The sequence below is a fragment of the Streptomyces sp. NPDC026417 genome (assembly GCF_055567695.1).
This window is the reverse complement of record NZ_JBVHPY010000012.1, coordinates 50,467-77,132: the sequence shown is the minus strand read 5'-3', so window position 1 is coordinate 77,132 and position 26,666 is coordinate 50,467. Positions and strand designations below refer to the sequence as shown.

The 26,666-nt window shown below is 73.8% G+C and carries 23 protein-coding genes; 15 read left to right on the top strand and 8 right to left on the bottom strand.

The window, feature by feature from the left end:
• Nucleotides 1-168: 168 nt before the first annotated feature.
• The 3 genes from ACZ4NT_RS20195 to ACZ4NT_RS20185 all read left to right on the top strand — a co-directional run bounded on the left by ACZ4NT_RS20195 (nucleotide 169) and on the right by ACZ4NT_RS20185 (nucleotide 3,806).
• Nucleotides 169-1,902 (top strand): PucR family transcriptional regulator, encoded by a 1,734-nt coding sequence (locus ACZ4NT_RS20195; protein WP_467726680.1) that lies wholly within the window; start codon nucleotides 169-171, stop codon nucleotides 1,900-1,902.
• A gap of 128 nt (nucleotides 1,903-2,030) precedes the next feature.
• Entirely contained in the window at nucleotides 2,031-2,945 is a 915-nt protein-coding gene (locus ACZ4NT_RS20190) for an SDR family oxidoreductase (protein WP_121409409.1), read from the top strand.
• Nucleotides 2,946-3,008: 63 nt separating this feature from the next.
• The gene (locus tag ACZ4NT_RS20185; protein ID WP_467726677.1) at nucleotides 3,009-3,806 is read left to right on the top strand and encodes an SDR family NAD(P)-dependent oxidoreductase; all 798 of its coding nucleotides are present in this window, start codon (nucleotides 3,009-3,011) and stop codon (nucleotides 3,804-3,806) included.
• A 46-nt stretch (nucleotides 3,807-3,852) separates the two neighbouring features.
• On the opposite strand, the gene ACZ4NT_RS20180 is transcribed toward ACZ4NT_RS20185, so the two are convergent.
• Complete coding sequence (locus ACZ4NT_RS20180; RefSeq protein WP_467726675.1) at nucleotides 3,853-5,253, bottom strand: pyridoxal phosphate-dependent decarboxylase family protein; 1,401 nt, start codon at nucleotides 5,251-5,253, stop codon at nucleotides 3,853-3,855.
• A gap of 191 nt (nucleotides 5,254-5,444) precedes the next feature.
• Here ACZ4NT_RS20180 and ACZ4NT_RS20175 point away from each other — a divergent pair, with 191 nt between their 5' ends.
• A complete protein-coding gene (locus tag ACZ4NT_RS20175) occupies nucleotides 5,445-6,140 on the top strand; it encodes a L,D-transpeptidase (protein WP_121409406.1) in 696 nt (231 codons plus the stop codon).
• Nucleotides 6,141-6,263: 123 nt separating this feature from the next.
• The gene (locus ACZ4NT_RS20170) at nucleotides 6,264-6,449 is read left to right on the top strand and encodes a hypothetical protein (RefSeq protein WP_121409405.1); all 186 of its coding nucleotides are present in this window, start codon (nucleotides 6,264-6,266) and stop codon (nucleotides 6,447-6,449) included.
• 86 nt (nucleotides 6,450-6,535) lie between these two features.
• Here the strand turns inward: ACZ4NT_RS20170 and ACZ4NT_RS20165 are convergent, their stop codons facing one another.
• Together ACZ4NT_RS20165 and ACZ4NT_RS20160 are read right to left on the bottom strand one after the other, a co-directional pair.
• Entirely contained in the window at nucleotides 6,536-7,912 is a 1,377-nt protein-coding gene (locus ACZ4NT_RS20165; RefSeq protein ID WP_121409404.1) for a trypsin-like serine protease, read from the bottom strand.
• 133 nt (nucleotides 7,913-8,045) lie between these two features.
• Nucleotides 8,046-8,876, bottom strand: a complete 831-nt coding sequence (locus ACZ4NT_RS20160; protein ID WP_467726672.1) for an SAM-dependent methyltransferase — start codon at nucleotides 8,874-8,876, stop codon at nucleotides 8,046-8,048.
• Between the two features lie 257 nt (nucleotides 8,877-9,133).
• On the opposite strand from ACZ4NT_RS20160, the gene ACZ4NT_RS20155 reads away from it, so the two are divergent.
• Complete coding sequence (locus ACZ4NT_RS20155) at nucleotides 9,134-9,763, top strand: HAD family acid phosphatase (protein ID WP_121409402.1); 630 nt, start codon at nucleotides 9,134-9,136, stop codon at nucleotides 9,761-9,763.
• An 87-nt stretch (nucleotides 9,764-9,850) separates the two neighbouring features.
• Nucleotides 9,851-10,237, top strand: coding sequence for a PPOX class F420-dependent oxidoreductase (locus ACZ4NT_RS20150; RefSeq protein ID WP_121409401.1), 387 nt, complete (start codon nucleotides 9,851-9,853; stop codon nucleotides 10,235-10,237).
• Between the two features lie 56 nt (nucleotides 10,238-10,293).
• Here ACZ4NT_RS20150 and ACZ4NT_RS20145 read toward each other — a convergent pair whose 3' ends face one another.
• A complete protein-coding gene (locus tag ACZ4NT_RS20145) occupies nucleotides 10,294-12,339 on the bottom strand; it encodes a SpoIIE family protein phosphatase (protein ID WP_467726670.1) in 2,046 nt (681 codons plus the stop codon).
• Nucleotides 12,340-12,624: 285 nt separating this feature from the next.
• Here ACZ4NT_RS20145 and ACZ4NT_RS20140 point away from each other — a divergent pair, with 285 nt between their 5' ends.
• Together ACZ4NT_RS20140 and ACZ4NT_RS20135 are read left to right on the top strand one after the other, a co-directional pair.
• Nucleotides 12,625-13,974, top strand: a complete 1,350-nt coding sequence (locus tag ACZ4NT_RS20140; RefSeq protein WP_121409399.1) for a transaminase — start codon at nucleotides 12,625-12,627, stop codon at nucleotides 13,972-13,974.
• Nucleotides 13,975-14,016: 42 nt separating this feature from the next.
• Nucleotides 14,017-14,457, top strand: a complete 441-nt coding sequence (locus ACZ4NT_RS20135) for an Lrp/AsnC family transcriptional regulator (RefSeq protein ID WP_121409398.1) — start codon at nucleotides 14,017-14,019, stop codon at nucleotides 14,455-14,457.
• A gap of 9 nt (nucleotides 14,458-14,466) precedes the next feature.
• Here ACZ4NT_RS20135 and ACZ4NT_RS20130 read toward each other — a convergent pair whose 3' ends face one another.
• Genes ACZ4NT_RS20130 through ACZ4NT_RS20120 form a run of 3 tightly spaced genes read right to left on the bottom strand, consistent with a single transcriptional unit; the run spans nucleotide 14,467 to nucleotide 17,977 of the window.
• On the bottom strand, nucleotides 14,467-16,020 hold the full coding sequence (locus ACZ4NT_RS20130) for an FAD-dependent oxidoreductase (RefSeq protein ID WP_467726667.1): 1,554 nt from the start codon (nucleotides 16,018-16,020) through the stop codon (nucleotides 14,467-14,469).
• On the bottom strand, nucleotides 16,017-16,736 hold the full coding sequence (locus ACZ4NT_RS20125) for a class I SAM-dependent methyltransferase (protein WP_121409396.1): 720 nt from the start codon (nucleotides 16,734-16,736) through the stop codon (nucleotides 16,017-16,019). The genes ACZ4NT_RS20130 and ACZ4NT_RS20125 overlap by 4 nt, the downstream gene beginning before the upstream one ends.
• A gap of 44 nt (nucleotides 16,737-16,780) precedes the next feature.
• Nucleotides 16,781-17,977: a lycopene cyclase family protein gene (locus ACZ4NT_RS20120; RefSeq protein WP_121409395.1), complete on the bottom strand. Its 1,197-nt coding sequence runs from the start codon at nucleotides 17,975-17,977 to the stop codon at nucleotides 16,781-16,783.
• A gap of 720 nt (nucleotides 17,978-18,697) precedes the next feature.
• Here ACZ4NT_RS20120 and ACZ4NT_RS20115 point away from each other — a divergent pair.
• From ACZ4NT_RS20115 to ACZ4NT_RS20090, 6 genes are all read left to right on the top strand, one after another.
• Complete coding sequence (locus ACZ4NT_RS20115) at nucleotides 18,698-20,011, top strand: polyprenyl synthetase family protein (protein ID WP_467726664.1); 1,314 nt, start codon at nucleotides 18,698-18,700, stop codon at nucleotides 20,009-20,011.
• Nucleotides 20,008-21,549 carry a phytoene desaturase gene (locus ACZ4NT_RS20110; RefSeq protein ID WP_467726662.1) on the top strand — a complete coding sequence of 514 codons (1,542 nt, stop codon included), beginning with the start codon at nucleotides 20,008-20,010 and terminating at the stop codon, nucleotides 21,547-21,549. The genes ACZ4NT_RS20115 and ACZ4NT_RS20110 overlap by 4 nt, the downstream gene beginning before the upstream one ends.
• Nucleotides 21,546-22,568 carry a phytoene/squalene synthase family protein gene (locus ACZ4NT_RS20105; RefSeq protein WP_121409392.1) on the top strand — a complete coding sequence of 341 codons (1,023 nt, stop codon included), beginning with the start codon at nucleotides 21,546-21,548 and terminating at the stop codon, nucleotides 22,566-22,568. Before ACZ4NT_RS20110 ends, ACZ4NT_RS20105 begins: the two co-directional genes overlap by 4 nt.
• Entirely contained in the window at nucleotides 22,565-23,584 is a 1,020-nt protein-coding gene (locus ACZ4NT_RS20100; protein WP_467726659.1) for a DUF5914 domain-containing protein, read from the top strand. Before ACZ4NT_RS20105 ends, ACZ4NT_RS20100 begins: the two co-directional genes overlap by 4 nt.
• Nucleotides 23,585-23,686: 102 nt before the next feature.
• The gene (locus tag ACZ4NT_RS20095) at nucleotides 23,687-24,352 is read left to right on the top strand and encodes an ArsR/SmtB family transcription factor (protein WP_467726657.1); all 666 of its coding nucleotides are present in this window, start codon (nucleotides 23,687-23,689) and stop codon (nucleotides 24,350-24,352) included.
• Nucleotides 24,349-25,683 (top strand): MFS transporter, encoded by a 1,335-nt coding sequence (locus tag ACZ4NT_RS20090; RefSeq protein ID WP_467726656.1) that lies wholly within the window; start codon nucleotides 24,349-24,351, stop codon nucleotides 25,681-25,683. The genes ACZ4NT_RS20095 and ACZ4NT_RS20090 overlap by 4 nt, the downstream gene beginning before the upstream one ends.
• A 164-nt stretch (nucleotides 25,684-25,847) precedes the next feature.
• On the opposite strand, the gene ACZ4NT_RS20085 is transcribed toward ACZ4NT_RS20090, so the two are convergent.
• The gene (locus ACZ4NT_RS20085) at nucleotides 25,848-26,648 is read right to left on the bottom strand and encodes an SDR family oxidoreductase (RefSeq protein ID WP_467726654.1); all 801 of its coding nucleotides are present in this window, start codon (nucleotides 26,646-26,648) and stop codon (nucleotides 25,848-25,850) included.
• Nucleotides 26,649-26,666 lie beyond the last annotated feature (18 nt).

The window sequence follows — 26,666 nt, the reverse complement described above, 5'->3', positions numbered from 1 at the left end:
TCTCCGTGCGGTCCGGTCGCGGACACGCGCGAACTGTCCGCCGTACGCCCGGGGTTTGGACGGAGTGTCAACCCGCGCCGGCCCGGGGCCCGGTGCCCCGGGCCCCGAGGGGGCTCTTGCACGGGTCAGGGACGCTTGCCAGAGTGGCCGGGCAGCCAGGGAGGCACCGTGACCGAGGACCACCCGGCGGGCCGGCCGCCGCACCGGCAGGCGCGCGCACCCGACCGGGCCGGACCGCTGACGGTGGCCGACGTCCTGGCCCTGCCCGTGCTGGCAGCGGGACTGCCGCGCGTCGTCGCCGGGGAGTCCCGGCTCGACCGGCCGGTGCGCTGGGTCCACATCACCGAACTGACGGACCCCGCCTCCTTCCTCAAGGGCGGCGAACTCGTCCTCACCACCGGCATGCCGCTGCCGGACGAGCCGGCCCGGGTGCGCCGGTACGTCGACGAACTCGCCGGTGTCGGGGCCGCGGCGCTGGTCATCGAGCTCGTCCGGCGCTACCACCGTCCGCCCGAGGCACTCGTCCGCGCCTGCCGGGCCCACGACCTGCCGCTCGTCACCCTCGCGCAGGACGTCAACTTCCTGGAGGTCACGCAGGTCGTGCACACCCTCGTCCTCGGCAGTCAGGCGGAGGCGATGCTGAAAACCCAGCGGATCCACGAGGCGTTCACCGCGCTGACCCTGCGCGGCGCCGCCGCCGAGGATGTGGTGCGGGCGGCGGCGGAGATGAGCGGCCACACCGTCGTGCTGGAGAACCTGGTGCACCAGGCGGTGCTCTGCGAACCGTCCGGCGGGACCGTGGAGGAAGCCCTCACCGACTGGGAGCGGCACTCGCGTGCGACGCCCGCCGGCGACCGTACGGCCGTGCGGGGGCCCGGGGGCTGGCTGGTGGCGCCGGTCGAGTTCCGGGGCGAGCGATGGGGCCGCGCCGTCATGCTGCCCGCCCCCGGCGCGGAGCCCCCCTTCCGGCCGGAGGACGTGACCGTCCTGGAGCGGACCGCGATGACGCTCACCATCGCGCGTCTCGTGCACGCCACGACCTGGGAACGCGGGGCGCACCGCAACGCGCTGCGGGACATCGCCGGACGGCGGCACCGCTCGCCGGGCGAGGCCGTGGCACGCGTCGCCGCGCTCGGGCTGCCGACGGGGGACTGCCGCTACCTCGCCGTCGTGGCCGACGTCCGGGGCGGGCCGGAAGCGGAGGCCCGGCTCGCCGAGGAGCTGAGCGCCGCCGGCATCCCCGCGCTCACGGGCGAACTCGCCCCGGGACGGATCGGCAGCCTGCTCGCCCTGCGTCCCGCCCAGCCGCCCTGGCGGACCGGCGTCGAACGGCTGGCCCGCGCAGCGCGGCACCTGGACCCGCACGCCGTCGTCGGTGTCGGCTCCGAGGTCCCACACCTCTGCGAGGCGGCACGTTCCTTCCGGGAGGCGGCGCACGTGGCCGAGGCGGTCCTCCCCGGCGCCGCTCCGGCGTCGTCCGCCGCCCCGCACGGGCCACCACGGCGGCCCGCCCCGGCGGACCACGAGCCGCCCGCGGAGAAGTCCTTCCACGAACTGTCCGACATCGGACTCCGCCAACTCCTCTACGCGCTGCGCGAGGACATCCGGATCCAGGAGTACGCCGAACGCACCCTCGGCCGGCTCGCCGACCACGACACCCGCCACGGGACCGACCTGCTCACGACCCTGCGCCACTACCTGGACGCGGCCGGCAACAAGACGGTCGCCGCCCGCCGCGGGGAGCTGTCCCGCCAGACGCTCTACCAGCGGCTGCACGCCATCGAGCGGCTGCTCGGCTGCGACCTCGCCTCCGGGGAGCGGCGCAGCGAACTCCACGTGGCGCTCATGGCGTACGACGTCCTGCGGCTCCGCCGTCCCGCCGACGGCCGAGGCAGCGGGTGATCCGAACGCACCACCGGACCGGCGGAAAAAGACGACAGTAGGTGTCCGGCTTCCACGACACCCTCGTGGCGACGCCGGCCGGAGCGCCGCGTCCGTCAAGGTGGGCACGGAGATCGGGAGGTCCGACGATGGCAGGAGCACTGGACGGCAAGGTCGCGCTGGTCGCGGGTGCGACCCGGGGTGCGGGCCGCGGCATCGCCGTCGAACTGGGCGCGGCCGGAGCCGTCGTCTACGTCACCGGCCGCACGACGCGTGAGCGGCGTTCGGAGTACGACCGTCCGGAGACCGTCGAGGACACCGCGGATCTGGTGACCGCGGCGGGCGGCCGGGGCATCGCCGTCCCCACCGACCACCTGGTCCCGTCCGAGGTGCGGGCGCTCGTGGACCGGATCGCCGACGAGCAGGGGCGCCTCGACGTGCTCGTCAACGACGTGTGGGGCGGTGAACTGCTCTTCGAGTGGGACAGCACCGTCTGGGAGCACGACCTCGACAAGGGGCTCCGGCTGCTGCGGCTCGCGGTCGAGACGCACGCGATCACCAGCCACCACGCCCTCCCCCTGATGCTGCGCCGGCCCGGCGGACTCGTCGTGGAGATGACCGACGGCACCGCCGAGTACAACCGCACGCGCTACCGCGTCTCCTTCTTCTACGACCTCGCCAAGTCGTCCGTGCTGCGCATGGCGTTCGCCCTCGGCCACGAGCTCGGACCGCGTGGGGCCACCGCCGTCGCCCTGACACCCGGCTGGCTGCGGTCCGAGATGATGCTGGAGCACTTCGGGGTGACCGAGGACACCTGGCGCGACGCCCTGGAGAGGGTGCCGCATTTCTGTATCTCCGAGACGCCGTTCTACGTGGGACGCGCGGTGGCCGCGCTGGCCGCGGACCCCGAACGGGCCCGCTGGAACGGCGAGTCGCTCTCCAGCGGCGGGCTCGCCCGGACCTACGGCTTCACCGATCTCGACGGCAGCCGCCCCGACGCCTGGCGCTACATGGTCGAGGTCCAGGACCCGGGCGAGCGGGCCGACGCGACCGGCTACCGCTGACGGCCGCCGGAACCGGCGGCACGGAGCTGTCGCGGTGATCGCCGGGCCAGTACGGTCGCCGGTATGACTGCGACGACACGTTTCGAGGGGTACGGGGTCCTGATCACGGGCGCCGCGCGGGGGATCGGCGCGGCCACCGCCCGGCGGCTGGCCGCGGAGGGGGCCGGGGTCCTCGTCACCGACATCGACCGGGCGGAGGCGGAGAAGACCGCCGGGGCCGTGCGGGAAGCGGGGGGACGGGCCGAGGCCTTCCCGTGCGACGTGGCCGAACGGGAGTCCGTGGAGCGGGCCGTGGCCCACGCGGTGGAGACCTTCGGCTCGCTGGACGTGCTCGTGAACAACGCGTACGGGTGCACCCCGGACGAGCCGCTCTTCGAGGACGAGCCGGACGAGGTGTGGGCGCGCGACCTCGACCTCACCCTGACCGGCGCCTACCGCTGCTGCCGGGCCGCGCTGCCCCACCTGGTGGCCTCCGGCCGGGGTGCCGTCGTCAGCATCGGCTCCGTCAACGGCCTCCAGGACTTCGGCAACCACGCCTACAGCGCGGCCAAGGCGGGTCTCGCCTCGCTGACCCGCACCCTCGCCGGGCACGCGGCCGCCCGCGGAGTCCGCGTGAACCTGGTGGCGCCGGGGACCGTCCGGACCACGGCCTGGGAGGGCCGCGACGCCGATCTCGCCACGGCGGCCGAGCTGTACCCGCTGGGCCGGGTGGGGGAGCCGGAGGACATCGCCGCCGCCGTGGCCTTCCTCGCCTCGCGGGACGCCGCCTGGATCACCGGTATCACCCTCTGCGTGGACGGCGGCCTGACGGCGGTCAACACCGGCTTCCGGCAGGCCGTTCGGCGGCCCCGGGAACCCTGAGGGACCGGGGCCCGGGGCCCGGTCGCGGACCGCGGGGCGGGGGGTGTCACGTCTCCGGGGAGTCCACGCCCCGCACCAGCGCGTCGAGCACCCGCTCGATGTCGGCCTCCGACGTGCGCCAGTTGCTGACCGCCGCCCGCAGCGCGTGCGTCCCGCCGTACACGGTCGGCGTCAGGAAGGCCTCGCCCGAAGCGGCGACCGAGCGGGCCAGGGCGTGCACCCGCTCCTGCGTGGGGTCGTCCGCCGGGGCGAAGCAGACGACGTTGAGCCGGACGGGTGCGAGAAGCCGCAACTGCGGGAGCCGTTCGATGCGTTCGCCGAGCCGGCGGGCGAGCGCGACGTTCCGCTCGACGATCTCCCGGTGTCCGGTCCGCCCGTACGCCATCAGCGAGAACCAGGACGGCAGTGCCCGCAGCCGCCGTGAGTTCTCCGGCGTCAGGTGCAGGAAGTCGGGGTCCTCGGTGGGCATGCCCAGGTAAGGGGAGGCGTTGTGGAAGACCCGGACCTGGAGGTCCTGGCGGCGGGTGAACTGGACGGCCGCGTCGTAGGGCACGTTCAGCCACTTGTGCAGGTCCACGCAGACCGAGTCGGCCGCGTCGAGCCCGTCCGTGAGGTGCGCGTGGGCGGGGGAGAGCGCGGCGAAACCGCCGAAGGCGGCGTCCACGTGGAGCCAGAAGTCGTAGCGCTCCTTCAACGCGGCGATCGCCCGGAGGTCGTCGAAGTCGACCGTGTTCACCGTCCCCGCGTTGGCCACCACCACGGCCGGCCGTCCGTCGAGGGCGTCGAGCGCCTCGGCGAGCCGCCCCACGTCGACGGCCTCCCGGTTTCCGGCGAGCACGGGGACACGGCGCAGCCGGTCGCGCCCGATGCCGAGTACGGACAGCGCCTTGGCGATGCTGGAGTGGGGACTGCCCGACAGCACGTCGACCGGCCCGAGCGCGGCCGCGCCCTCGCGCGACACGGACACCCCGAGCCGCTCGCCGAGCCACTCCCGGGCGACCGCAAGACCGACCGTGTTGGAGACGGTGGCGCCGGTCACGAAGGCCCCGCCGTGCTCCTCCCCCAGCCCGAACAGCTCGCGCAGCCAGCCCAGCGTCTCCCGCTCCAGTGCGGTGGCCGAGGAGTCGCCGGCGCCGGACACGTTCTGGTCGTACGTGCTCGTCAGCCAGTCCCCGGTGAGGCCCGCCGGTGTGGTGCCCCCGGTGACGAAACCGAGGTAGCGGGGGCCGGCCGAGCCGGAGAACCCGGGTGCCCACCGCTCGGTGAAGCGTGCCAGGGCGCCCTCGGCCCCGGCGCCGTCGGCGGGCAGGGGTTCGGCGTCGGGCGTCCCGCCCGGCCGGGCGACCGGCCGGTCTCCCAGGCGGCTCACCTCGCGGGCGGCGACATCGCGGGCGGACTGCAGCAGTGCGGGGAACCGGGCCAGGTCCTCGGCCAAGGTGGGATGCATGACGGTTAGCGTAAGCAGGCCACTGCGCCGGATTCCGGGGCCAATCCGAGAAAAGTGGCCCTTTGCTCCGGGCGGCGGCGAGGCGTAATGTCACCGTTCGGTCGCAGCGTGCGGGGACCTACAACCGAATCCCCCGGCCGTCGGTCTACGTGTCAGAGATCGCCAGACCGTGAGAAGGGGAAGGGCCTGCCATGGGGGACATCCGCAGACGGGGAGCCGTCGCGCTCGGGATCACCGGACTGATCGCGCCGCTGTCGCTCGCACTCGGCACCACGCCCGCGCACGCCGCGAGCTGCACCACAGAGACCGGCCCCTACCAGAAGCAGGTCGAGAAGTTCCTCGGCCGCCCGGTCGACGGCCGGCAGTCCAGCGCCGACTGCAAGGCCACCCAGGCCTTCCAGACCAAGCACGGCATCAGCCCGAACATCGGCTACGCGGGACCCGTCACCTGGGGCGTGATGGATCTCATGAACAAGCAGAAGGCCGTCGGGAACAACCCCAACAAGGCCGGTACGTGCCCCGTGAACAAGGGCCGCATCGCCTGCGTGAACCTGACGCTCCAGCTGAGCTGGATCCAGGACGGCAGCACTCTCGTCTACGGCCCGGTGCCGGTGCGCACGGGGCGGGACGGGTACGAGACCCGCACCGGCCTCAAGAAGATCTACTGGCGGGACATCGACCACGTCTCCAGCATCTACGACGTCCCGATGCCCTACAGCCAGTTCTTCGACGGCGGGCAGGCCTTCCACTCGGTGGGCCTGAGCATGTGGAATCCGCCGGGCTCGCACGGCTGCGTCAACATGACCACGACCACCGCCAAGAAGTACTGGTCGCTGCTGAAGAACGGCGACGACGTGTTCGTGTACGGCCGCAAGCCCGGCACCTGATCCGACACCCTGCGCGCGGCGGACCCGCCTGTTCGCCCGGTTTTGAACAGGAGTGATCAGCTTCACGGTCCGAGATGCCCGAAGATGCGTCTTTACTCACATCGTCTTCACGGTCGGCGCCGTATGCTTCACATCATGTCCACTACTCCTGAATCCACTTCGGCACGCTCCGCGGCCGAGGTCAACGAGGAGATCCGGGCTCTTTGGTTCCGGACGGGCGGGACGCTGACCATGGACGAGCGGCGGGAGTACCAGCGGCTCGTCCTCGAGTGGGCAGCGGCCTCCCCGCGCCCCACGCAGGTTGCGTAGGCGCGCCTCCCCACCGACCGTTCCCCACCCTCCGCCGTACTGGGCGGCCGCGGTGCCTGCGCACCGGCCCGGCCGCCCGGCGGAGCTCAACTCCAACTCTGCGCGTAATGGCGGCGATAGCGGCTGCGGTCCTGTTCCGTCCGGATGTAGCGGGTCGCGACCAACGCGATGATGCTCCCCGCGATGACCAGCAGGCCCGGACCGATGTTCCGGGGATCCGTGAGCCGTGACACGAGCGTCTGCGAGCTGTCCGGCGTACCGACCGGCTCCACGGCCCCCGGCGCCGCGGAGCCCGGGGCGACGGCCGCGCCCTGCGTGGCGGAGGGCGCCGCGGAGGCCTGACCGCCCGGAGCCGTCGAGGCCTTCGGCTGTCCCGCCAGCTGCACCCCCAGCGCGGTGAGCGCCTTGGTCACCGGCTGGAAGAACGTCGTACCGCCCGACGCGCAGTCGCCGTTGCCGCCCGACGTCACGCCGAGGGCCACGCCTTCCGAGAACAACGGCCCGCCGCTGTCCCCGGGTTCGGCACACACCGTGGTCTCGATGAGGCCGGTGACCGTGCCCTCCGGGTAGTTGACCGTCGCGTTGAGCGCGGTCACCTCGCCGTCGTGGAGTCCGCTGGTGCTGCCGCTGCGGAACACCCGCTGCCCCACCGCCGGATCGGCGGCCGCCGTGATCCGCACCCCGCGCCCCTCGCCGATGGCGACGACGTTGCCGTCCGCGTCGGCCTCGCCGTCCGCGTACTGCACGAGCGAGAAGTCACCGCCCGGGAACGACCGTGACGTCGTCCGGCCGATCTGCCGGGTGGCGGTGGTGTCGGCGAACCACACGGAGCCGGCCGGACCGCAGTGCCCGGCCGTCAGAATGAACTTGTTCCGGCCGTCGGTCACGTTGAACCCGGCGGAGCAGCGCCCCCCGTTCGAGAAGATCGGCTGGGCGCCGTTCAGCCGCGTGGTGAACGTGCCCTGGGTGCGCTCCATGCGGACCTGGTCACCGATACCGTCGGCCAGCTTCGTCATGCGGGACCAGTCCGAGGTGGAGACGGTGCTGTCGCCGCGCACCACCACCTCGTTGTGCGCGTAGTCCACGGCCCAGGCGGTGCCGGGCACCCGGGGTGCCGAAGCCAGGCTCTCCGTCGCGGACTTGAGCTCCCGCAGGCTGTGGTCGACGACCTTGGGGCGGGCTCCGGCCTCCTTCACCTCCGCCGCCGCGTCCGCGTCCGTCACGGCGACGACCGGGCGGCCGTCGGAGCCGAGCCAGCTGCCCGCGGTGCGCTCCGCGCCGAGGCGCGTGACCAGTCCGGATCCCGTGTCGGCGGCGGAGGCGGCGGAACTCCCCTGGGCACGCGCGGTGTCGGACGGTTCGCTCGCCATGGCGTGCGTGACCATCAGCCCACCGCAGAGAAGTCCGCCGACGGCCGCGAAGCGCGCCCCCCGTCGGACGATCCGTCGTCGTGCGTGCCTCATCCATGGCTCCCGAAGCCGAGCTGCACGGCGTCACCACCGCCGGGGCGCCGGTCGAACGCCCTCCCCCCATACGTGCGCGGGCGGCCCGGTGTTCACCGTCCGGCGCCGGCCGGTCCCGGCGCCGGACGGGTCGTCAGAGCTTGCGTCCGACTCCGCCGAACATCGCCACCTCTTCCGGCTCCTCGCCCGACGTGGTCTCCGGGCGCCAGCGCGAGCAGGAGACCACCCCGGGTTCGAGCAGCTCCAGGCCGTCGAAGAACCGGGTGACCGCCTCCGGGGTGCGCTGGGTCAGCTTCGGGGTGCCGTGCTCGTTCCAGAACGCCACGGCCGCGTCCACATCGGGCATCGCGGGGCTGGTGACGGTGTGCGACAGGACCAGGTGGCTGCCGGACGGCAGGGCGTCCAGGAGGCGGCGCACGAGGCCGTACGCCTCCTCGTCGTCGTTGACGAAGATGACCACGCCGAGCAGCATCAGTCCGACCGGCCGGCTCAAGTCCAGCGTCTTGGAGGCGTGTTCGAGGATCGCGTCCACGTTGCGCAGGTCCTCGTCGAGGTAGTCCGTGCTGCCCTCCGGGGTGCTCGTGAGGAGCGCGCGGGCATGGGCGAGGACGAGCGGGTCGTTGTCGACGTACACGATCCGCGCTTCCGGGGCGAGGCGTTGCGCGACCTCGTGGGTGTTGTCGGCGGTCGGCAGGCCCGTACCGATGTCGAGGAACTGCGTGATCCCGCGGTCGGCGACCAGGTGGCGCACGGCCCGTCCCAGGAACAGGCGGTCGGCCTGGGCGTAGTCGCCTATGCCGGGGTGCAGTTGGCGGATCTGGTCACCGGCCGCGCGGTCGACCTCGTAGTTGTCCTTGCCGCCGAGCCAGTAGTTCCAGATCCGCGCCGTGTGCGGCTGCGTGGTGACGATGCGGCTGCGCACCGACTCGGAGGGGTGTTCCGCGGCTGCCTGGTTCTCGGGCACGGTCAGCTCCTGGTCTTCTGGGAATGCAGTGTCAACAGGCAATCTAGACCGCCGAGTTGCCTCTCGCGTCCGAAGGACCACCGGTAGCCCTACCCGAGCGGATCCCCGGCGCGGCGGGCCCGTCGGACGCCCGCGATGGCGTCAACTTTCTACCGTCCGGTAACTCCCGCTTCGCCTTCCCGCCATTTATTGTCGTGACCATGACTGACGCGGCCTGGGGGTTCTCCTCGTCGCTCCGAACGACGAAGGGAACGGGAATGGCGGCACGCGGTACGGGGCGTCGGATCGGCGCCGTGTCGGTGGTCGTGGCCATGGCTCTCGGGGCGACGGGAACGGCCGCCGCGGCGCCGCCCCGGGCGGCGGTGGCAGCGGCGTCGGTGCAGGCCGCCGACATCGACTACGCCACCTGGCAGCGGGACGTGCAGGTCGTGATCGACCAGGCGCTGCCGTACCTCCAGCAGCGCACCGAGCATGCCGAGGGGCAGAAGCTCGCGGTCGTCTTCGACATCGACAACACCACCCTGGAGACGGACTTCCACCCCTGGTACGAGCTGCCCACCCCGGCGCTCAAGGCCTCGCTGGCACTGGCCCGTTACGCCCACGCCCGAGGGGTCGCCGTCTTCTTCGTCACCGCACGGCCGGGCATCATCGCGAGCGAGACGAAGTGGAACCTCAAGACCGTCGGGTACCCCGTCGACGGACTCCACGTGCGCAGCCTGCCGGACCTGTTCGGCGAGGTCAGCGCCTACAAGACGGGCAGGCGCGCACAGATCGAGGCCCAGGGCTACACGATCGTCGCGAACATCGGCAACAACACGTCCGACCTGGTGGGCGGCCACGCCGAACGGACCTTCAAACTGCCGGACTACGACGGACAGTTGTCCTGACGGAACCGCGGGAGCGACCGGCCGCGTTCGAGAGGGCGCAGCCCGCCGCCCCGCGAAGATCCGCCGGGCAGGGCCTAGAATTCCGGTATGGATGATTCCCCGCTGGACGTGCTCGCCGCAGGCAAGTACCTGCTCGTGACCAGCTACCGCAAGAACGGCACGGGAGTCTCGACGCCGGTCTGGGTGGTGCGCGACGGCGACGCCCTCGGCATCTGGACGGCCGCGGACACCGGCAAGGTGAAGCGCATCCGCAACCGCCCCGACGTCCTGGCGGGCCCCTGTGACCTGCGAGGCCACCCGACCGGCGCCCAGCTCCCCGCCACGGCCGAGATCCTGGACAGTGCCGGGACCGCCCGCATCAGGCAGCTCATCGCCCGCAAGTACGGCCTGGTCGGGCGCCTCACCCTGTTCGGCAGCCGGCTGCGCCGCGGCCGGGACGGCACCCTCGGGATCCGTATCTCTCCGAGCGCCTGAGGGCCGCGCGGGGCACCGGCGGCGGCCGGGCCCGCGCCGCCTCGGCGTGCGCCGGCTCAGGCGCGCCGGCGCACCAGCAGCAGGGCGACGTCGTCGTCGGGCTCCGGACGCAGTGCGCTGAGCAGCATGTCGCTGGTCGTCTCCAACGGGCGCTGCGGGCCCCGGAGCAGCCGCGTCAGGGTCGTCAGCCCGGTGTCGATGGGGTCGTTGCGGTTCTCCACCAGTCCGTCGGTGTAGAGGGCCAGCAGGGAGCCCGGAGCCATGGCGAGTTCCACCGTGCCGAAGTCCACGCCGCCCACGCCGAGGGGCACCCCGCCCGGGATCTCCAAGAGCTCCGCGCTGCCGTCGGGCCGGATGAGGACGGGCGGCAGGTGGCCGGCGCTGGAGAGTTCGCAACTGCCCCGCCCGAGATCGCAGACGGCGTAGACGCAGGTGGCGATCGTGTCGCCGAGCGACCCCGTGATGTCGTCGAGATGGCGCAGCAGCTCGGCCGGCGGCAGGTCGAGCCGGGCCAGTGCGCGGGTCGCCGTGCTCAACTGGCCCATCACCGCGGCGGACTGCACGCCCTTGCCCATCACGTCGCCCACGATGAGTCCGGTCCTGCCGGGGCCCAGGTCGAACACGTCGTACCAGTCCCCGCCGACCTCGCTCAGCGCCGGGAGGTAGCGGGCGGCGATGTCGAGGTCCGCGTGCTCGGCGGGCGCAGGCGGCAGCAGACTGCGCTGCAGGGTCAGCGCCGCCGCGCGTTCCCGCCCGTAGAGCCGGGCGTTGTCGACGCAGATCGCGGCACGTGCGGCGAGTTCCGAGGCGAGGATGCGGTCCTGCTCGTCGAAGGGGCGCAGGTTGATCGAGCGGTACAGGCTGAGCGTGCCGAGGACCTCGCCCCGGGCCACCAGGGGGACGGCCAGATACGAGTGGACGCCCGCGGTGTGCAGGGCCTGGGCGGCGTGCGAGTCCCTGGCGATGCGCCGCATCATCGCCGTGTCCACGTGTTCCACCAGGACCGGCCGGGCCTCGCGGACACACTGGGTGATGATCCTCGACGAGCTGTAGGTGGCCAGTTCCCCCACCGGGTCCGCCGCGTGGATCGCGTCGGTGAGATAGCCGGCCGCGACCGCCAGCGCCCGGAACTCGGCGTAGGAGTCGCCCGTGACCGCCGAGGTGGTGCCGTGCGTGACCACCGATTCGAGCACGTCGACGGCGGCGAGGTCGGCCAGTTGCGGCACCGCGACGTCGGCGAGCTCGCGGGCCGTCTGCTGGAGGTCGAGCGTCGTGCCGATGCGCGCGCCCGCGTCCGCGATGACCGACAGCCGTTCGCGGGCCTCGGACACCTCCGTCGCCGCGTTCTGCCGCTCGGTGACGTCGATGATCGCCATCGCCAGCCCGAGGACGCGGCCGTGGGTGTCCTCGATCCGGTGGTACGACTCCGAGAACGCCCGTGCGTCCGGGTGCCCCGGGGTGCGGCCGATGGTCATCTGGTCGAGCAGGGGTTTGCCCGTCACCAGCACGTGCCGCATCCGCGACTCGATGTCCTCGACCTCCAGGTCGGGCAGGACCTCCCCGATGCGGTGTCCCAGGAGCGCTTCCTCGGGCAGCCCGTTGATCTGCTCCAGCGCGGAATTGACGCTCACCCACCGCAGGTCGGTGTCGAAGACGGCGATGCCCACCGGGGTCTGCCGGACCAGACTGTGCGACAGGGCCAGATCGCGCTCCACACCGCGCACGGTGGTGGCGTCCGCCGCGAGGCCGAGCAGATGCATCTCCCCCTCGCGGTCGCGCAGCCGCATGGTGCGGAACTCGACCGGAACCTCCGTGCCGTCCCGGTGGCGGAGCGGGAAGACGCCCGCCCACCCGGAGCCCGACCGCACCTGGGCGAACAGGTCCCGGGCGCGCTGCCGGTTCTCGGACGACACCAGCAGTTTGTCGGCCCGCTGGTCCAGGGCCTCGTCCGCCAGGTACCCGAGCAGCTGCTCCGCCTCGGGGCTCCACAGCACCACCCGGCCGTCGCCGTCGAGGACCACGGCCGCCACCTGCAGCAGATCGAGGAGGCCTCCCGGCGCCGCCGTGACCCGGTCGCCCGATCCGGATGCGTACCCGTGCATTCCAGCCGCTCCTTCCGGCGCGGCTCCGACACCGCCAGGATCCGCACCGCGGATTCTTCGATTACGGCACAGCATGACCGGCCGGGCAACCCCGGCACCCTCCGTCCCCGGAACCTCGGCGGCGGTCCGGCGCCCCGCGCCGCACCGTCCTTTCCGCTGGCCCTTCCTCTCGAGCGGGCATCGAATCGTCTGTCGTGGCCATCGAATCGATTGCGTGTCCTTGTTCAAGCACCGTTTTCAATCGTACGCTCCAGGTATTCGGTCACCGTCTGAACTGGGGTACCCATGGATCGCACCCGTCTGCAGCACCTCCTGGCCCGCGAGAGCGCGGCGGCCGAACGCCGCAATCCGCGGTCCAGAGCTGCCTACGAGCGCGCCGACCACCTCTTCGGCCGGGTGCCGATGACCTGGATGAACAAGACCGCCGGCGCCTTCCCCCGCTACCTGGGCACCGCGCAGGGCGCCCGGGTCGTCGACGTCGACGGGCACGAGTACATCGACTTCTGCCTGGGTGACACCGGGGCGATGGCCGGGCATTCGCCCGCTCCGGTGGCCCGCGCGGTGCAGCGGCGGTTCACCGAGCTGGGCGGGGCGACGGCGATGCTGCCGACCGAGGACGCCGAGTGGGTGGGAGCCGAGCTGACCCGCCGCTTCGGGCTCGCCCGCTGGAGCTTCTCGCTGACCGCGACCGACGCCAACCGCTGGGCGATCCGGCTGGCGCGCGCGGTCACCGGCCGCCCCAAGATCCTCGTGAACAGCTACAGCTACCACGGCAGCGTCGACGAGTCGCTCATCGTCGTCGGCCCGGACGGACACGGCACCGCACGCCCCGGCAACGTCGGAGCGCCGTGCGACGTCACGCTGACCAGCCGCGTCGCGGAGTTCAACGACCTGGCCCAGCTGGAGCGGGAGCTCGCCCACGGCGACGTCGCCGCCGTGCTGATGGAGCCGGCCCTCACCAACATCGGCATCGTGCTCCCCGAACCCGGCTATCTGACCGGTGTCCGCGCCCTGACCCGGCAGTACGGCACTCTCCTCGTCAACGACGAGACCCACACCTTCTCGGCCGGCCCCGGCGGCTGCACCGCCGCGTGGGCTCTGGAGCCGGACATGCTCACCATCGGCAAGGCGATCGGAGGAGGCGTCCCGGTCGGCGCGTACGGGCTCTCGGCCGATCTCGCCGAACGGCTGCTGCGCCGGGACGATCTGGACCTGGTCGACATGGGCGGCGTCGGCGGCACCCTCGCGGGCAGCGCGCTGTCGATCGCCGCGGCCCGCGCCACCCTGGAACACGTGCTCACCGACGCCGCGTTCGCGCACATGGCGAGGCTCTCAAAGCGGTTCGAGGCCGGAGTGCGGGCGGGCATCGCGGCGCGCGCCCTGCCGTGGTCGGTGAGCCGGCTCGGGGCGCGCACCGAATACCGGTTCGCCGACCCCGCGCCGCGCACCGGTACGGAGTCGGCGGCCGCCGCCGACCCGGAGCTGGAGGACTACCTCCACCTCTACCTGGCCAACCGCGGCATCCTGCTGACCCCGTTCCACAACATGGCGCTGATGTGCCCGGACACCACGGAGCAGGACGTGGACACGCACACGGACGTCTTCGCCGCCGCCCTCGACGAACTGGTGGGCTGAACCGCGCCGTTAATCTGGGGCCACCGAGCCGGAAGGAAGAGCGTGGACGAGATCGACCGGGCCATCCTGCGCGAACTGCAGACCGACGGGCGTATCGCGTACGCGGACCTGGGCCCCCGGGTCGGTCTGTCCGCGTCGGCGGCGCGGCAGCGGCTGCAGAGACTGCTCGACGCCAAGGCGGTCCAGGTGGTCGGGGTCACCGACCCGATGGGCATGGGCGGACAGTCCATGGCGCTGCTGGGCATCTCCGTGGACGGCGACCCGCGCGCCGTCGCCGACGAGCTGGCCCGGCGCGCCGAGGTCGTCTACGCGGTGCTGACCTCGGGCGGCTTCGACCTGTTTGCCGAGGTGGTGTGCCCGGGACCCAGGGATCTGCTGGACTTCGTCAACGACGTCGTGCGGCCGATCGACGGGGTCGCGCAGGTGCAGTCGTTCCCGTACTTCGGTATCCACACCCACCGGTTCCTCTGGGACGTGGGCTGACCGGACGCCTCACCCGCGTCCCCGGCCGGCCAGCGCCCTCAGCACGGCCGAGCGCCCGCGGTCGGGCACGGTCCACAGCGTCTGCCCCCGCACGCCCCAGCCCTCCAGGAGGGCGTTCGCGGCCAGGAACCCGGAGGTCGCCGCTCGTTCCATGAGCGCCACGGGAAGGTCCGTACGGACCAGGTCGCCCGCGACGGTCAGGCCCGGGTCGGGGGTCCGGACGGTGGGCCGGTCGGCGTACCCGCCCACCGGGAACAGGGGACAGTCGGCGCGCCACTCGTGCCGTACGTCGACGACGCGGGCCGTGCGCGTCTCCGGGTAGACGCGGTGCAACTGCTCGACGAGCCGCTTCTCCTCCACGTCGCGCGCGCAGCCGTCCGGCAGCGCATAGGCGTGCAGTTCGACCACGGACCCGCCGGTGCGCGCGGCCCAGCGGGCGGCCTCTCCCTCCCAGTCGGAGAGCACGCTGACGTTGTCCAGGGAACCGAAGCCGCTCGTCCCGAGGAAGCCGGGACGTCCGGCGGAGACCGGGCGGTCCAGCCACAGCCGGGAGACGAGGAACGGCGGAGCGGTACGCAGCCCCGCCACCCGCTCGCGCCACCGGGCGTCCCCCAGCTCCGGCGAGCGGGCCACGACCGTGCGCAGCCCCTCCGTGTCCAGGGCGAGCACGATCGTGTCGTGATGCTCCGCGCCCGCCGAGTGCGCGACCCGGAAACCGCCCTGCGGGGCGGGCGCCACGCTCTCCACGGGAGTGGCGGTGCGCAGGTGGGCGCCGAGCGCCACGAGACGGCGGGCCAGCGGCTCCCACAGCGCGGCCGGGAAGGGCTCGTCGGGGACGTCGAAGAGCAGGCCCTCGGAGGACCCGAGGAAGTAGATGTGGAACATCAGCACCATCTCCGCGGCGGACAGGGTCCGGGGATCGGCGAAGAAGCTGCGGGAGAAGACCTCGAAGGCCAGGTGGTGGGCGGCCTCGGGAAACCGGATCGAGGCCAGGAAGTCGTGGGCGCTGGTGCCGTCCAGCTGCTCGTAGACGTCGGGAACCCGCACGTCGAGCAGCGGAAGCGCCGCCGACGGGTTCATCCGCAGCAGGTCGCGCGCACCGAACGTGGGACTCAGGGCCGCGAATCCCAGGGCGCTCCAGGGCGGAGTGCGCGGCACGCGACGGAAGCTGTCGTGCAGTCCGCTGCTGTGCCGCAGGGGGTAGTCCGGCAGGCCGGTGAGCATGCCGAGGTCGGGATCCGCCCGGCGCAACAGCCCCCGAAGGTTGTAGTACTGGCGGAAGAAGGCGTGGAAGCCCCGGCTCATGGTCGCCGGGCTTCCGTCGGCGAGCGTGACGGGCCAGCCGGCGACCCGGCCACCGAGCATCCGCTCCCGTTCGTACAGCGTGACCCGCACCCCGCGTTCGGCGAGCGCGGTGGCGGCGGCGAGCCCGGCGATGCCGCCGCCGATCACGGCCGTCGAGGCCTCTCCGGCCACCCGCGGGCGCCCCGGCCGCGGGAGAAGCACGCGGGCGCGCCGGTCGCGGCCCCGCCGCCGCGCGTTGCCCGCCGCACCCCCGCTCATGCCGCACCACCCTGGCGCCGTCCCACCACGGTGTGCACGATGCCGGTCTGCCAGCCGGGTACCGGCAGCACCCTGACCTGCCCGAAGCCCGCTCGCCGCACCCGGTCGCCGAAGGCCCCCGCGGTGTCGAACTCGACGACGCTGTGCCACAGATGGCGGTAGAGCGGGCCGTCCCCGGCCGCGGTGCCGACCGGCATCACGACGCCGCGGCACACCGCGTGCCACACGGCGCGGTGGGCGGGCCGGCCGCTGAGCGTGTACTCGTGCACCGCGAGCCTGCCGCCCGGGACGAGCAACTCGTGCACGGCCTTCAGAATCCCGTCGGGATCGGCGACGTTGCGGAACAGGTAGGCAGCCAGCACCGCGTCGAAGGGGCCCTCCACGCCTTCCTCGGCCAGCCGTTCGGCCGAGGAGTGCCGGAACGTCACGTGCCGCGGCCAGCTCTTGGCCGCCGCCTGCTCCAGCATGCCCGCCGACGCGTCCACCGCCACGATCTCGGCCCTGGGCAGTACGGCGGCGAGGGCCGCGGTGGACGCCCCGGTGCCGCAGCCGAGGTCCAGCACCCGCCGCCCGGCGCCGCCGTCCGGAAGACCCAGGCGGCGTACGGAGCGCCGCAGATGGGCGTGGTAGCCGGGGTTGAAGGCGACCAGGCGGTCGTAGGTGCGGGAGGCGCGGTCGAACGCCGTCGCCAGTTCCGCGTCGCGCAGCAGGGGCATGCAGTCTCCTCGATTTCCGGAAGGGGTTGCCGCTTCGGCGGTCGTCACAGGTCCGCGGGCGGACGGCGGGGCAGCCAGGGCAGCTCGGCCGCCGTCCGCAGCATCGGCCCGACGGGGGTGTGCAGCCCGACGGCGATGTCCTCGTGCAGCCGAGTGCGCCCGTCGAGGAAGCGCAGCAGACGCTCGGCGGGGACGCGGGAGAACAGGCGGGAGAAGAAGTCCGCGCCGTCGATCCGGCCGGTGGCCAGCGCGCGCAGCAGCACGGCGTCCATGGCACGTGACCTGGCCGAGTGGGCCGGTGGGGGAGCGGGCCGCCGGCCGGCCCGGAACGCCGCCGCGATGGCGCGTGTCTGGCGCTGCACGGCCGCGAAGGTGTACCCGGTCGACGGCCGGGTCGCACCTCCCGCGGTGCCGATCCGGAAGATGGCCTGGCCGGTCTGCCGGGCGAACGAGCCGTCCGTCATGGGAATCGCGCCCGTCTCCCGCGCGGTCACCTCGAAGCCGTCCAGCCCGAGGACATGGCGCGTGTAGTGCCGCAGGGCCGCGTGGTACTCCGGCGCGCTCAGGGGCGCCGACGAGAACTCGGTGTACTCGACCAGCGCGGTGCGGCGCCCCGTGGGCAGCACATAGCCGAACGACAGTCCCCGGGCCGGCTGCGGAGTACGGAAGTCCATCAGGTCCACGACGTCCCGGTCGAAGGCGGGACGGTCGGTGCGCACGAACCAGCCGTGGAAGTGCTGCAGCAGAGTGGTGCGGGCCGCGGGCAGGGCCCCCAGCGGCCGCGAGTCGAAGACCCAGCGGGCCCGTACCCCCAGCCGGTCGCCGGTCGCGGTGGACGCCCGGACCTGGGCCCCGCCGCCGGACAGGCCTTCCACGGTTTCGACGACCGCCTCGATCCGGCGCACCGAGTCCCGGGCGGCGAGATCGTGGTGGACGAGCTCCTCGAAGTCGTCCGAGCCCAGCATCTTGTAGCGGAGCGGGGCGATCCGGCTCTCGGTCGACGAACCCTGCCCGCCCCGGACCCTGAGGCGCTGCCAGGAAGCGGTCAGCGCACGGTCGTAGGCACCCGGGCCCGCCTCCCAGAAGCACCAGGTGCGGGGCGGCGGGCGCAGGGGTCCGGGCGGCGCCGAGACCAGGACGACGGACGGCGGGCGGCGGCCCGCGGCACCGGACGAGAGCCGGTGCGCCAGGGACAGGCCCGCGGCTCCCGCGCCGATGATGGCGACGTCCGCGTCGAGCACAGGTTCCCCTCCTCGGGTACGGCCGGGTGGCGGGTACAGGGATGCGCCCGCCGAAGCATTCCGCGTGCGGCACCCGTTCGGATGCGCGGCGCACCGAATCCTCCGGCGGGGTAGGCCGGTCGGCGCATCGCCACGCCGGAGGATCCGGGCGGGCCGTGGTCCGCCCGCGCGGCCGTACGACGCGCCCGGGGCTGCCGGTGAACCGTTCGGTGACGCCCGGCCGTCACATCGACACCGAGTCCGGCCCCCGGCCCGTCGCTTCGGCCGGCGCGACGCCCGCGGCAGCCGGGCCCCGGCCGACCGGACGAGAGACCGCCGAAGGAACGACCGCGGCACCCGGCCGAGTCCGGCTCCGGCCGAGTCCGGCTCCGGCCGTGCCCGCCCCGACGTGGGCGGGGGCGCGGGGATCCGGCGCCCGCCGCGCGGCTCGGCGCCGCCGCACCACCCGGCGTCCGCCGCCCCGTCGGCCCGGGCGCCGCCAGGTGGTCCCGTGGCCTCACCCGAACAGCGTCCGATTCGCGGCGTCCTCGTGTGTCGCGGCCCTCCCGGCCCGCCGTCCGCAGTAGCTTCACCGCTCGCGGCCGCCACGATCCGGATCGGCTCCGGCACCCCCGACCACCCGGCGGACGGCAAAAAACAGGACGTCGTCGCATCCGCCACGCCCACCCCGGCCGAATCACTTCCGGCAAACCCGCGTCCGCAACGACGAGAGGAACCGGGATGCGTCGTACGAGGGCCGGGGAGCACCCCGCGATCGGCCCGGCATCCGTGCCCCCGCACAACGCCCGTGAGGCCTACGCCACTTCGGGCCCGCGCGGCGGTACGGACACGGAGACCGCGGCGTCCGCCGCCTGGCACCCGGACGCGGTGGACGCGGACGTGCCCGGCGCCGTCGGACGGGTGCTGGACGTCGTGCTGCGCGAGCGGGTCGGCCAGGCGTCCGTGCTGGACGCCGCCTTCGGGGCCGACGTGGCCGAGCGGGTCGCCCGCTTCACCCGGCACGGCGGCAAGCGCATGCGCCCTCAGTTCCTGTGGTGGGCCCTGCGCGCCTGCGGCGGCGGCCGGCACGCCGAACAGGCCGAGTGGGCCCTGCGGATCGGGGCGGCGCTGGAACTCATCCAGACCTGCGCGCTCGTCCACGACGACCTCATGGACGCGTCCGAACTGCGCCGCGGCCGCCCCGCCCTGCACGTCGACCTCTCCGCGCAGTACGCCGAACTGGGCGCCCGGCGGGCGGGTTCCCTGGGCGAGGCCGGGGCGATCCTCGCCGGCGACCTGGCCCTCGCCTGGGCCGACGACGTCGTCGCCGACCTGGGGACCGAGCCCGGGATGCCGCCCGCGGTGCAGCGCATCTGGCGGGCCATGCGCACCGAGATGGTGGCGGGCCAGTACCTGGACGTGCTCGACCAGAGCACCGTCTCCGGTTCACCGGCCAGGGCGATCCGCGCCGCCTGCCTCAAGAGCGCCCGCTACTCGGTGGAGCGGCCCCTGGCCCTCGGCGCCTCGCTCGCCGGCGCGGACGCGGCCACGACCGACGCCCTGTGCGCCGCGGGCCGCTGCGCCGGGGTCGCCTTCCAGCTCCGCGACGACCTGCTGGGCGTCTTCGGCGACCCGCGCGGCACGGGCAAACCGTCCGGCGACGACATCCGCGAGGGCAAGCGCACCTACCTGGTCGCGGTGGCCCGGGCACGCGCCACGCAGGCCCGGGACCTCGCGAGCCTCGAAGTCCTCGACCGGTGCCTCGGGGCGGAGGACCTGACACCCGGTCAACTCGCCCAGGTGCGGCACGTGCTGACGGCCACCGGTGCCCGGGCCGCCGTCGAGAAGCGGATCGAGCGGCTCGCCGCCCGCAGCGCCGAGCATCTCGCGGGGGCCGGGATCCTGCCCGCCGTACGGGTCCGCCTGCACGCCCTGATGTGCGCGGCGGCCGGGACGGCACCGGCCCCCGACCAGGCGGCCGAACCGCCGGAGACCGCCGAGAAGGACCCGGCCGCATGCCTGACCGGCGCCGGAGCCGCGGGAGGAACACGATGACCAGGACGATCCCCGGCCGCACCGACCACGTGGTGGTGGTCGGCGCGGGGCTGGCCGGACTGTCGGCCGCCCTCCATCTGCTCGGCGCCGGACGGCGGGTGACCGTCGTCGAGCGGGGCGCCCTGCCGGGCGGACGCGCCGGGCGCATCGACCGGGCCGGATACCGCATCGACACCGGCCCCACCGTGCTGACCATGCCGGACATCGCCGACGAGGCGTTCGCCGCCGTCGGCGACAGCCTCCACGACCGCGTCGACCTCATCCCCCTCCACCCCGCCTACCGGGCGCGCTTCGCCGACGGCAGCGAACTCGACGTGCACACCCGGGCGGACGCGATGGAGGCCGAGATCGAACGTTTCGCCGGGGCCCGGGAGGCCGCCGGCTACCGGCGCCTGCGGCACTGGCTCGAACGGCTCTACGCCGTCCAGATGCGCCGCTTCATCGACGCCAACTTCGACTCGCCGCTGCAACTGCTCACCCCGGACCTGGGCCGGCTCGCCGCACTCGGCGGGTTCGGACGGCTGGACGCCCGCATCGGACGGTTCCTCGGCGACGAACGGCTGCGGCGCGTCTTCTCCTTCCAGGCCCTGTACGCCGGAGTGCCCCCGGAGCGGGCCCTCGCCGCGTACGCCGTCATCGCCTACATGGACACCGTCGCCGGGGTGTACTTCCCGCGCGGCGGCATGCACGCCCTGCCCCAGGGCATGGCCGACGCCGCCGCCGACGCGGGCGCCGACCTCCGCTACGAACACGACGTGACGGGTCTCGAACGCTCCGGCTCACGCGTCACGGCGGTCCTCACCTCGCAGGGCCGCATCGCCTGCGACGCCGTCGTGCTCACCCCCGACCTGCCCGTCACCTACCGCCTGCTGGGCCGCAGCCCGCGCCGTCCGCTGGCACTGCGGCACGCCCCGTCCGCCGTCGTCCTGCACGCCGGCACGGACCGGACCTGGCCGGGCCTCGGACACCACACGCTCTCCTTCGGCGGGGCCTGGAAGGGCACCTTCGACGAACTGACCAGGACCGGGAGCCTGATGACCGACCCGTCCCTGCTGATCACCCGCCCCACCGCCACCGATCCCTCCCTGGCCCCCGAAGGCAGGCACCTGCACTACATCCTGGCCCCCTGCCCCAACACCGACATCGGACCCGGCGCCGCCGCCTGGGGCGACCTCGCTCCCCGCTACCGAGACAGCCTGCTGGCGGTCCTGGAGCAGCGCGGACTCGACGGGATCGCCTCGTCGATCGAGGAGCAGTGCCTGGTCACCCCCGCCGACTGGCACGGGCAGGGGCTCGCGGCGGGCACCCCTTTCTCCGCGGCCCACACCTTCGCGCAGACCGGCCCCTTCCGCCCGCGCAACCTCGTCAGCGGCACCGAGAACGCGGTGCTGGCGGGTTGCGGAACCACCCCTGGGGTCGGTGTCCCGACCGTCCTCATCTCCGGAAAGCTCGCCGCGGCCCGGGTCGCCGGGCCGTCCTCCCGCCGCGGTCCGCGCCCCGCCGCCCGCCGTACGACCGTGGAAGGCGCCCGCCCATGACCGACCGTGAACTCGACGCCGCGGGCATCCACGATCCGCGGCTGCGCGCCGCCTACACGCACTGCCGCACGCTCAACGCCCGGCACGGACGCACCTACTTCCTCGCCACCCGGCTGCTGCCCGTCGCCCGACGGCCGGCCGTCCACGCGCTGTACGGCTTCGCGCGCTGGGCCGACGACATCGTGGACTCCCTGGACGACCCGCGCACCGTCCACGACCGCACCGCGGCGCTCGCCCGGCTGGAAACGCGCCTGGACCTCGGACTGCGGCGCGAGGGCCCGGTCGACGAGCCGGTCGTCGCGGCGCTCGCCGACACGGCCGCCCGCTACCACATCGACCACCGGCACTTCGTCGACTTCATGGCCTCCATGCGCAGCGACCTGCACGTCACGGGCTATGCGACCTACGAGGACCTGTACGGCTACATGCACGGCTCGGCGGCCGTCATCGGGCTGCAGATGCTGCCGGTGCTCGGCACGGTCGTACCGCGGGAGGAGGCCGCCCCGCACGCCGCGGCCCTCGGCGTGGCCTTCCAGCTCACCAACTTCCTCCGCGACGTGGGGGAGGACCTCGACCGCGGTCGCGTCTACCTGCCGGCGGATCTGCTCGCCGCCCACGGCGTCGACCGGGCGCTGCTGCGGTGGAGCCGGGACACGGGCCGCCGTGACCACCGGATCACCGAGGCGCTGCGCGCCGCCGAGGACCTGACCCGCGGCGTCTACCGCACGGCGGCCCCCGGACTGGCGATGCTCGACCCGGTGGCGCGGCCCTGCATCCGTACCGCGTTCGTCCTGTACGGGGCCATCCTCGACACCGTCGCGGACGAGGGGTACGCCGTCCTGCACCGCCGTGCGGTGGTACCCCGGCGCCGGCGGGCCGCGGTCGCGCTCGACGGTCTCGTGCGCGTCGCGGCGGCCCGGGTCAGAGCGGGTGGCGAGGACCGCACGGCACAGCGGACCGCCCGCTGTGACACCTCCGACGGCCGCACCTGGTCGTCCCGGCGCAAGGAGGCGGCGTGAACAGCCCGCACCGTCCCGTACCCGGCCGGCTGCCCCTGCGGCTGCGGCGCCGTGCCGTGGCCTGGGACAAGCAGCGCCCCACCTGGCGCGACGCCCGGCCGGGCGTCATCGCCGACGCCCTGAAGCGGGCGCTGGCCCGCCCGTCGGGCAACTGGTACGTCGTCGGGGCCACCCGGGATCTGAGCCCCTCCCGCCCGTTGGCCTGCTCGGTCGCCGGGCAGGAGGTCGTCGTCTGGCGCGACGCGGGCGGGCGTCTCGTGGCGGGGCCGGGGGTGTGCCCGCACCTGGGGGCGCCGCTGGCCGACAGCCCCGTCCGCTGCGGCACCCTCGTCTGCCACTGGCACGGCCTCGCCCTGGACGGCGGCCCCGCCGCGGGCTGGGAGCCGCTCCCCGTCCACGACGACGGTGTGCTGGTGTGGGTGCGCCTCGACGGAGTCGGGGGCGAGGAGCCGTTGTCCGCACCGCTGGTGCCGGTCCGGCCGCCGCTGCCGGGAGCGGTCGAGGCCGTGTACAGCGCGGTCGGCGGGTGCGAGCCGGAGGACGTGGTGGCCAACCGGCTCGACCCCTGGCACGGCGCCTGGTTCCACCCGTACTCCTTCGTGGACCTCACCGTCGTGCGCAGTCCCGCCGACCCGGGAGCCGGCGAAGGTGACGACGCCTTCGCCGTGGACGTCTCGTTCAAGCTCGCGGGTCGGCTCGTCGTGCCGGTACGCGCGGTGTTCACGGCACCGGAACCGCGCACGGTGGTCATGCACATCACCGACGGGGAGGGGGAGGGCTCGGTGGTCGAGACACACGCCACCCCGCTGGGTCCGGACGGACTCGGGCGCCCGCGCACCACCGTGACCGAGGCGATCGTGGCCGCGTCCGGCCGCCGCGGTTTCGCCGTGGCCCGGGGCGCGGCGCCCCTGCTCCGTCCGCTGATGCGGGCGGCCGCGGGCCGCCTGTGGCGCGACGACCTGGCCTATGCCGAACGGCGCTGGCACCTGCGCAGCACGGGACGCTTCCCGGGCTGAAGTCACCCCGGGCCCCGAGCCGACTCTCCGCGCCGCGAACCGCGAAGAGTTCTTCGCAAAGAAGTCTTTGCGAAGAACCCTTTGCGGTCTAGGGTGTGCGCTATGACGGAGACGAGTGAGGAGCCCAACGGCCCCCGGGCCGACGCGGATTCGGTGGTACTCGATGCCAAGGGGCTGCGGGCCCTGGCGCATCCGGTACGCGTCCAGCTGGTCGGCCTGCTGCGCAAGTACGGCCCGTCGACGGCCACCCGCCTCGCGGAGCGGCTGGGCGTGAACTCGGGAACGGCCAGCTACCACCTGCGCCAGCTCGGTGCGGCCGGCTTCGTGGAGGAGGACGCGGAACGCGGCAACGCGCGTGAGCGCTGGTGGCGCGCCGTCCACCGGACGACGGAGCTCAACGACCGGGACCTGGCCGACCGTGAGCCCGAGGCCACCCTGGCCTACCTGCAGTCCGTCGCCTCCACCTATGCCGTGCGCACCCAGCAGGCCCTGAACGAGCTGCACACGATGCCCCACGCATGGCGGGGCACCTTCGACATGAGCGACTGGTCCCTGCGGCTCACGCCCGAGGAATGCGTCGCCCTGCGCCTGGAGTTGCGGGAGGTCGTCGACCGCTACCGGCCGGACACGCCGGAGGCCGCGGCCGAGGCCCCCGAGGGCGCCGAGCGGATCTCCGTGATCACGCAGATCCTGCCCGAACTGGACGCGCCGCCCGCGCCGGACGAGTACCCCGGCTCCCGTGAGGAGACGGGACCGCGGACCTCATGACAGGCGGCAGCCCCGACGCCGGCGGCATACCCGGGCGACGGTCCCTGCGGCCGCTGACCGGAGTCCTCGCCGCCATGGCCGTGTCGCTGACCGGCACCCGGGTCTCCGCCGTCGCCCTGCCGTGGTTCGTGCTCGTCACGACCGGCAGCGCCACCCGGACCGGGCTGGTCGCCTTCTGCGAGATGGCCCCCTACGTCCTGGTGAAGGCGCTCTCCGGACCGGTCACGGACCGCATCGGACCCCGGGTCGTCTCCTGGACCACCGACCTGGTCAGCGCGGCAGCCGTGGCCGCCGTCCCGCTGCTGCACACCCTCGGCCTGCTGTCCTTCCCGCTCCTGCTGGCCCTGGTGGCGGTGATCGGAGCCACCCGCGGTCCCGGTGACCTGGCCAAGGAGGTCATGGTTCCCGAGGCGGCCGAGCACGGCCGGGTGCCGCTGGAGCGGGCCACCGGACTGTCCGGCGTGACCGAGCGGCTCGCGTCCACCGTCGGACCCGCGGCCGGCGGCGCCCTCGTCGCCTCGGTCGGCCCGCTGACCGGACTCGTCTTCAACGCGGGCTGCTTCGCGCTCGGGTCCGTGATCGTCGCGCTGGCCCTGCCGCGCGGCCTGGGACGGCCGGCCGAGGACGCCACCACGGAGACCGCGGCCGAACCCGAGGGCTACTGGCGGCGGTTCGGCGCGGGCTTCACCTTCCTGCGGAGCGAGCCGCTGCTGCTCACCGTGATCGTCGTGATCGGCCTCACCAACCTGCTCGACGCGGCCTTCGCCACCGTCCTCGCCCCCGTCTGGGCGGAGGAGTCCGGCAACGGGCCCGCCGCCCTCGGCCTGACGGGCAGTGTGATGGGGGCCGCGGCGGTGGGCGGGAGCCTGATCGCGACGCTGGCCGCACACCGGCTGCCGCGCCGCGTGGTGTTCTTCACCGGCTTCCTGCTGATCGGTGCCCCCCGGTTCCTCGTCCTCGCCCTCGACGCCCCGATGAGTGCGGTGCTGGTCGTGTTCGCGGTCGGTGGATTCGGCGCGGGCTTCGTCAACCCGGTCCTCGGAGCCCTGCTCCTCGAACGGGTACCGCGTCCGATGCTGGGCCGGGTCAACGCCCTCGGCGACTCGCTGGCCTGGGCGGGCATTCCGCTCGGCGGGCTCATCGCCGGAGCGGCGGTCGCCTCCGCCGGACTCGTACCGGTGCTGCTCGTCTGCGGAGCCGCGTACTTCCTCACCACGAACCTGGCCGGGCTGAGACCGGAATGGCGCGAGATGGACCGCGGGCGCCGCCGGAACGGCGGGGGACGGTCCGACGAGGACACCCCGCTGCCCGGCGCGAAACTCCCGGCCTGACGCCCGGTCGGCCGGAGCGGAACCGCGGCACGGCCTGCGGTTGCCCGGCCGGCCGTGTCGTGGCTGTGCGCGGGAGCGGCGGCACGAGGTGCGCCCCGGGCGGGGACCGGCGGCAGGGCTTCGACCCGGCCGAGGAGGGACGGCGCAGGCGTCCCTCCGCGCGGCTACCGGCCGAGGCCGCCGTTGCTCTGCAGCAGCTGGCCGTTGATCCACCCGCCCTCGGGGGAGCAGAGGAACGTGACCAGGTTCGCGCAGTCCTGGGGGACGCCCAGCCGTCCCAGCGGAGTGGAGCGGGCCAGCTCCGTCTTCTGCTCCTCGGCCATCCATCCCGTGTCGGTGGGCCCCGGGTTGACGGCGTTGCAGCTCACCCCCAGACGGGCGAGCTCACGGGCGGCGGCCAGCGTGATGCGGTCCATCGCCCCCTTGCTCGCCCCGTACGGCAGGTTGCCGGCGGTGTGATCGCTCGTCAGGCCGATGATCCGGCCGCTGCCGTGGGGCCCGCGGAAACGGAGACCGTATTCCCGGATCAGCAGCCAGCTCGCCCGGGCGTTGACCGCGAAGTGCCGGTCGAAGCTCTCCACCGAGGTGTCCAGCAGCCCGGAGTCCACCGATTCGCAGTGGCAGAGCACCAGCGCCGTGACGTTCCCCAGCTCGCGTTCGACGTCGTCGAAGAGCCGGGCGGGCGCGGCAGGATCGCCCAGGTCCGCCTCCACCGCGTGCGTTCTCGCCCCGAGGGACGCCGCCTTCTGCCGCAACTCCTCGGGGGCACCCGGCTCCGCGCCCCACTGCATGCGTGCGTCGTACGGGGTCCAGTACGTGAAGGCCACGTCCCAGCCGGCCCGGGCCAGGCCCAGCACCACGGACGAGGCGATGCCCGCCGACCGCCCCGCCCCCGTGACCAGGGCGAGCTTCCGCCCCGCGTCCTCCGCGTCCGGCCGGTGCTCCGTGCGCTTCCCACCAGTCATGATCCTCATCCTGGCGAA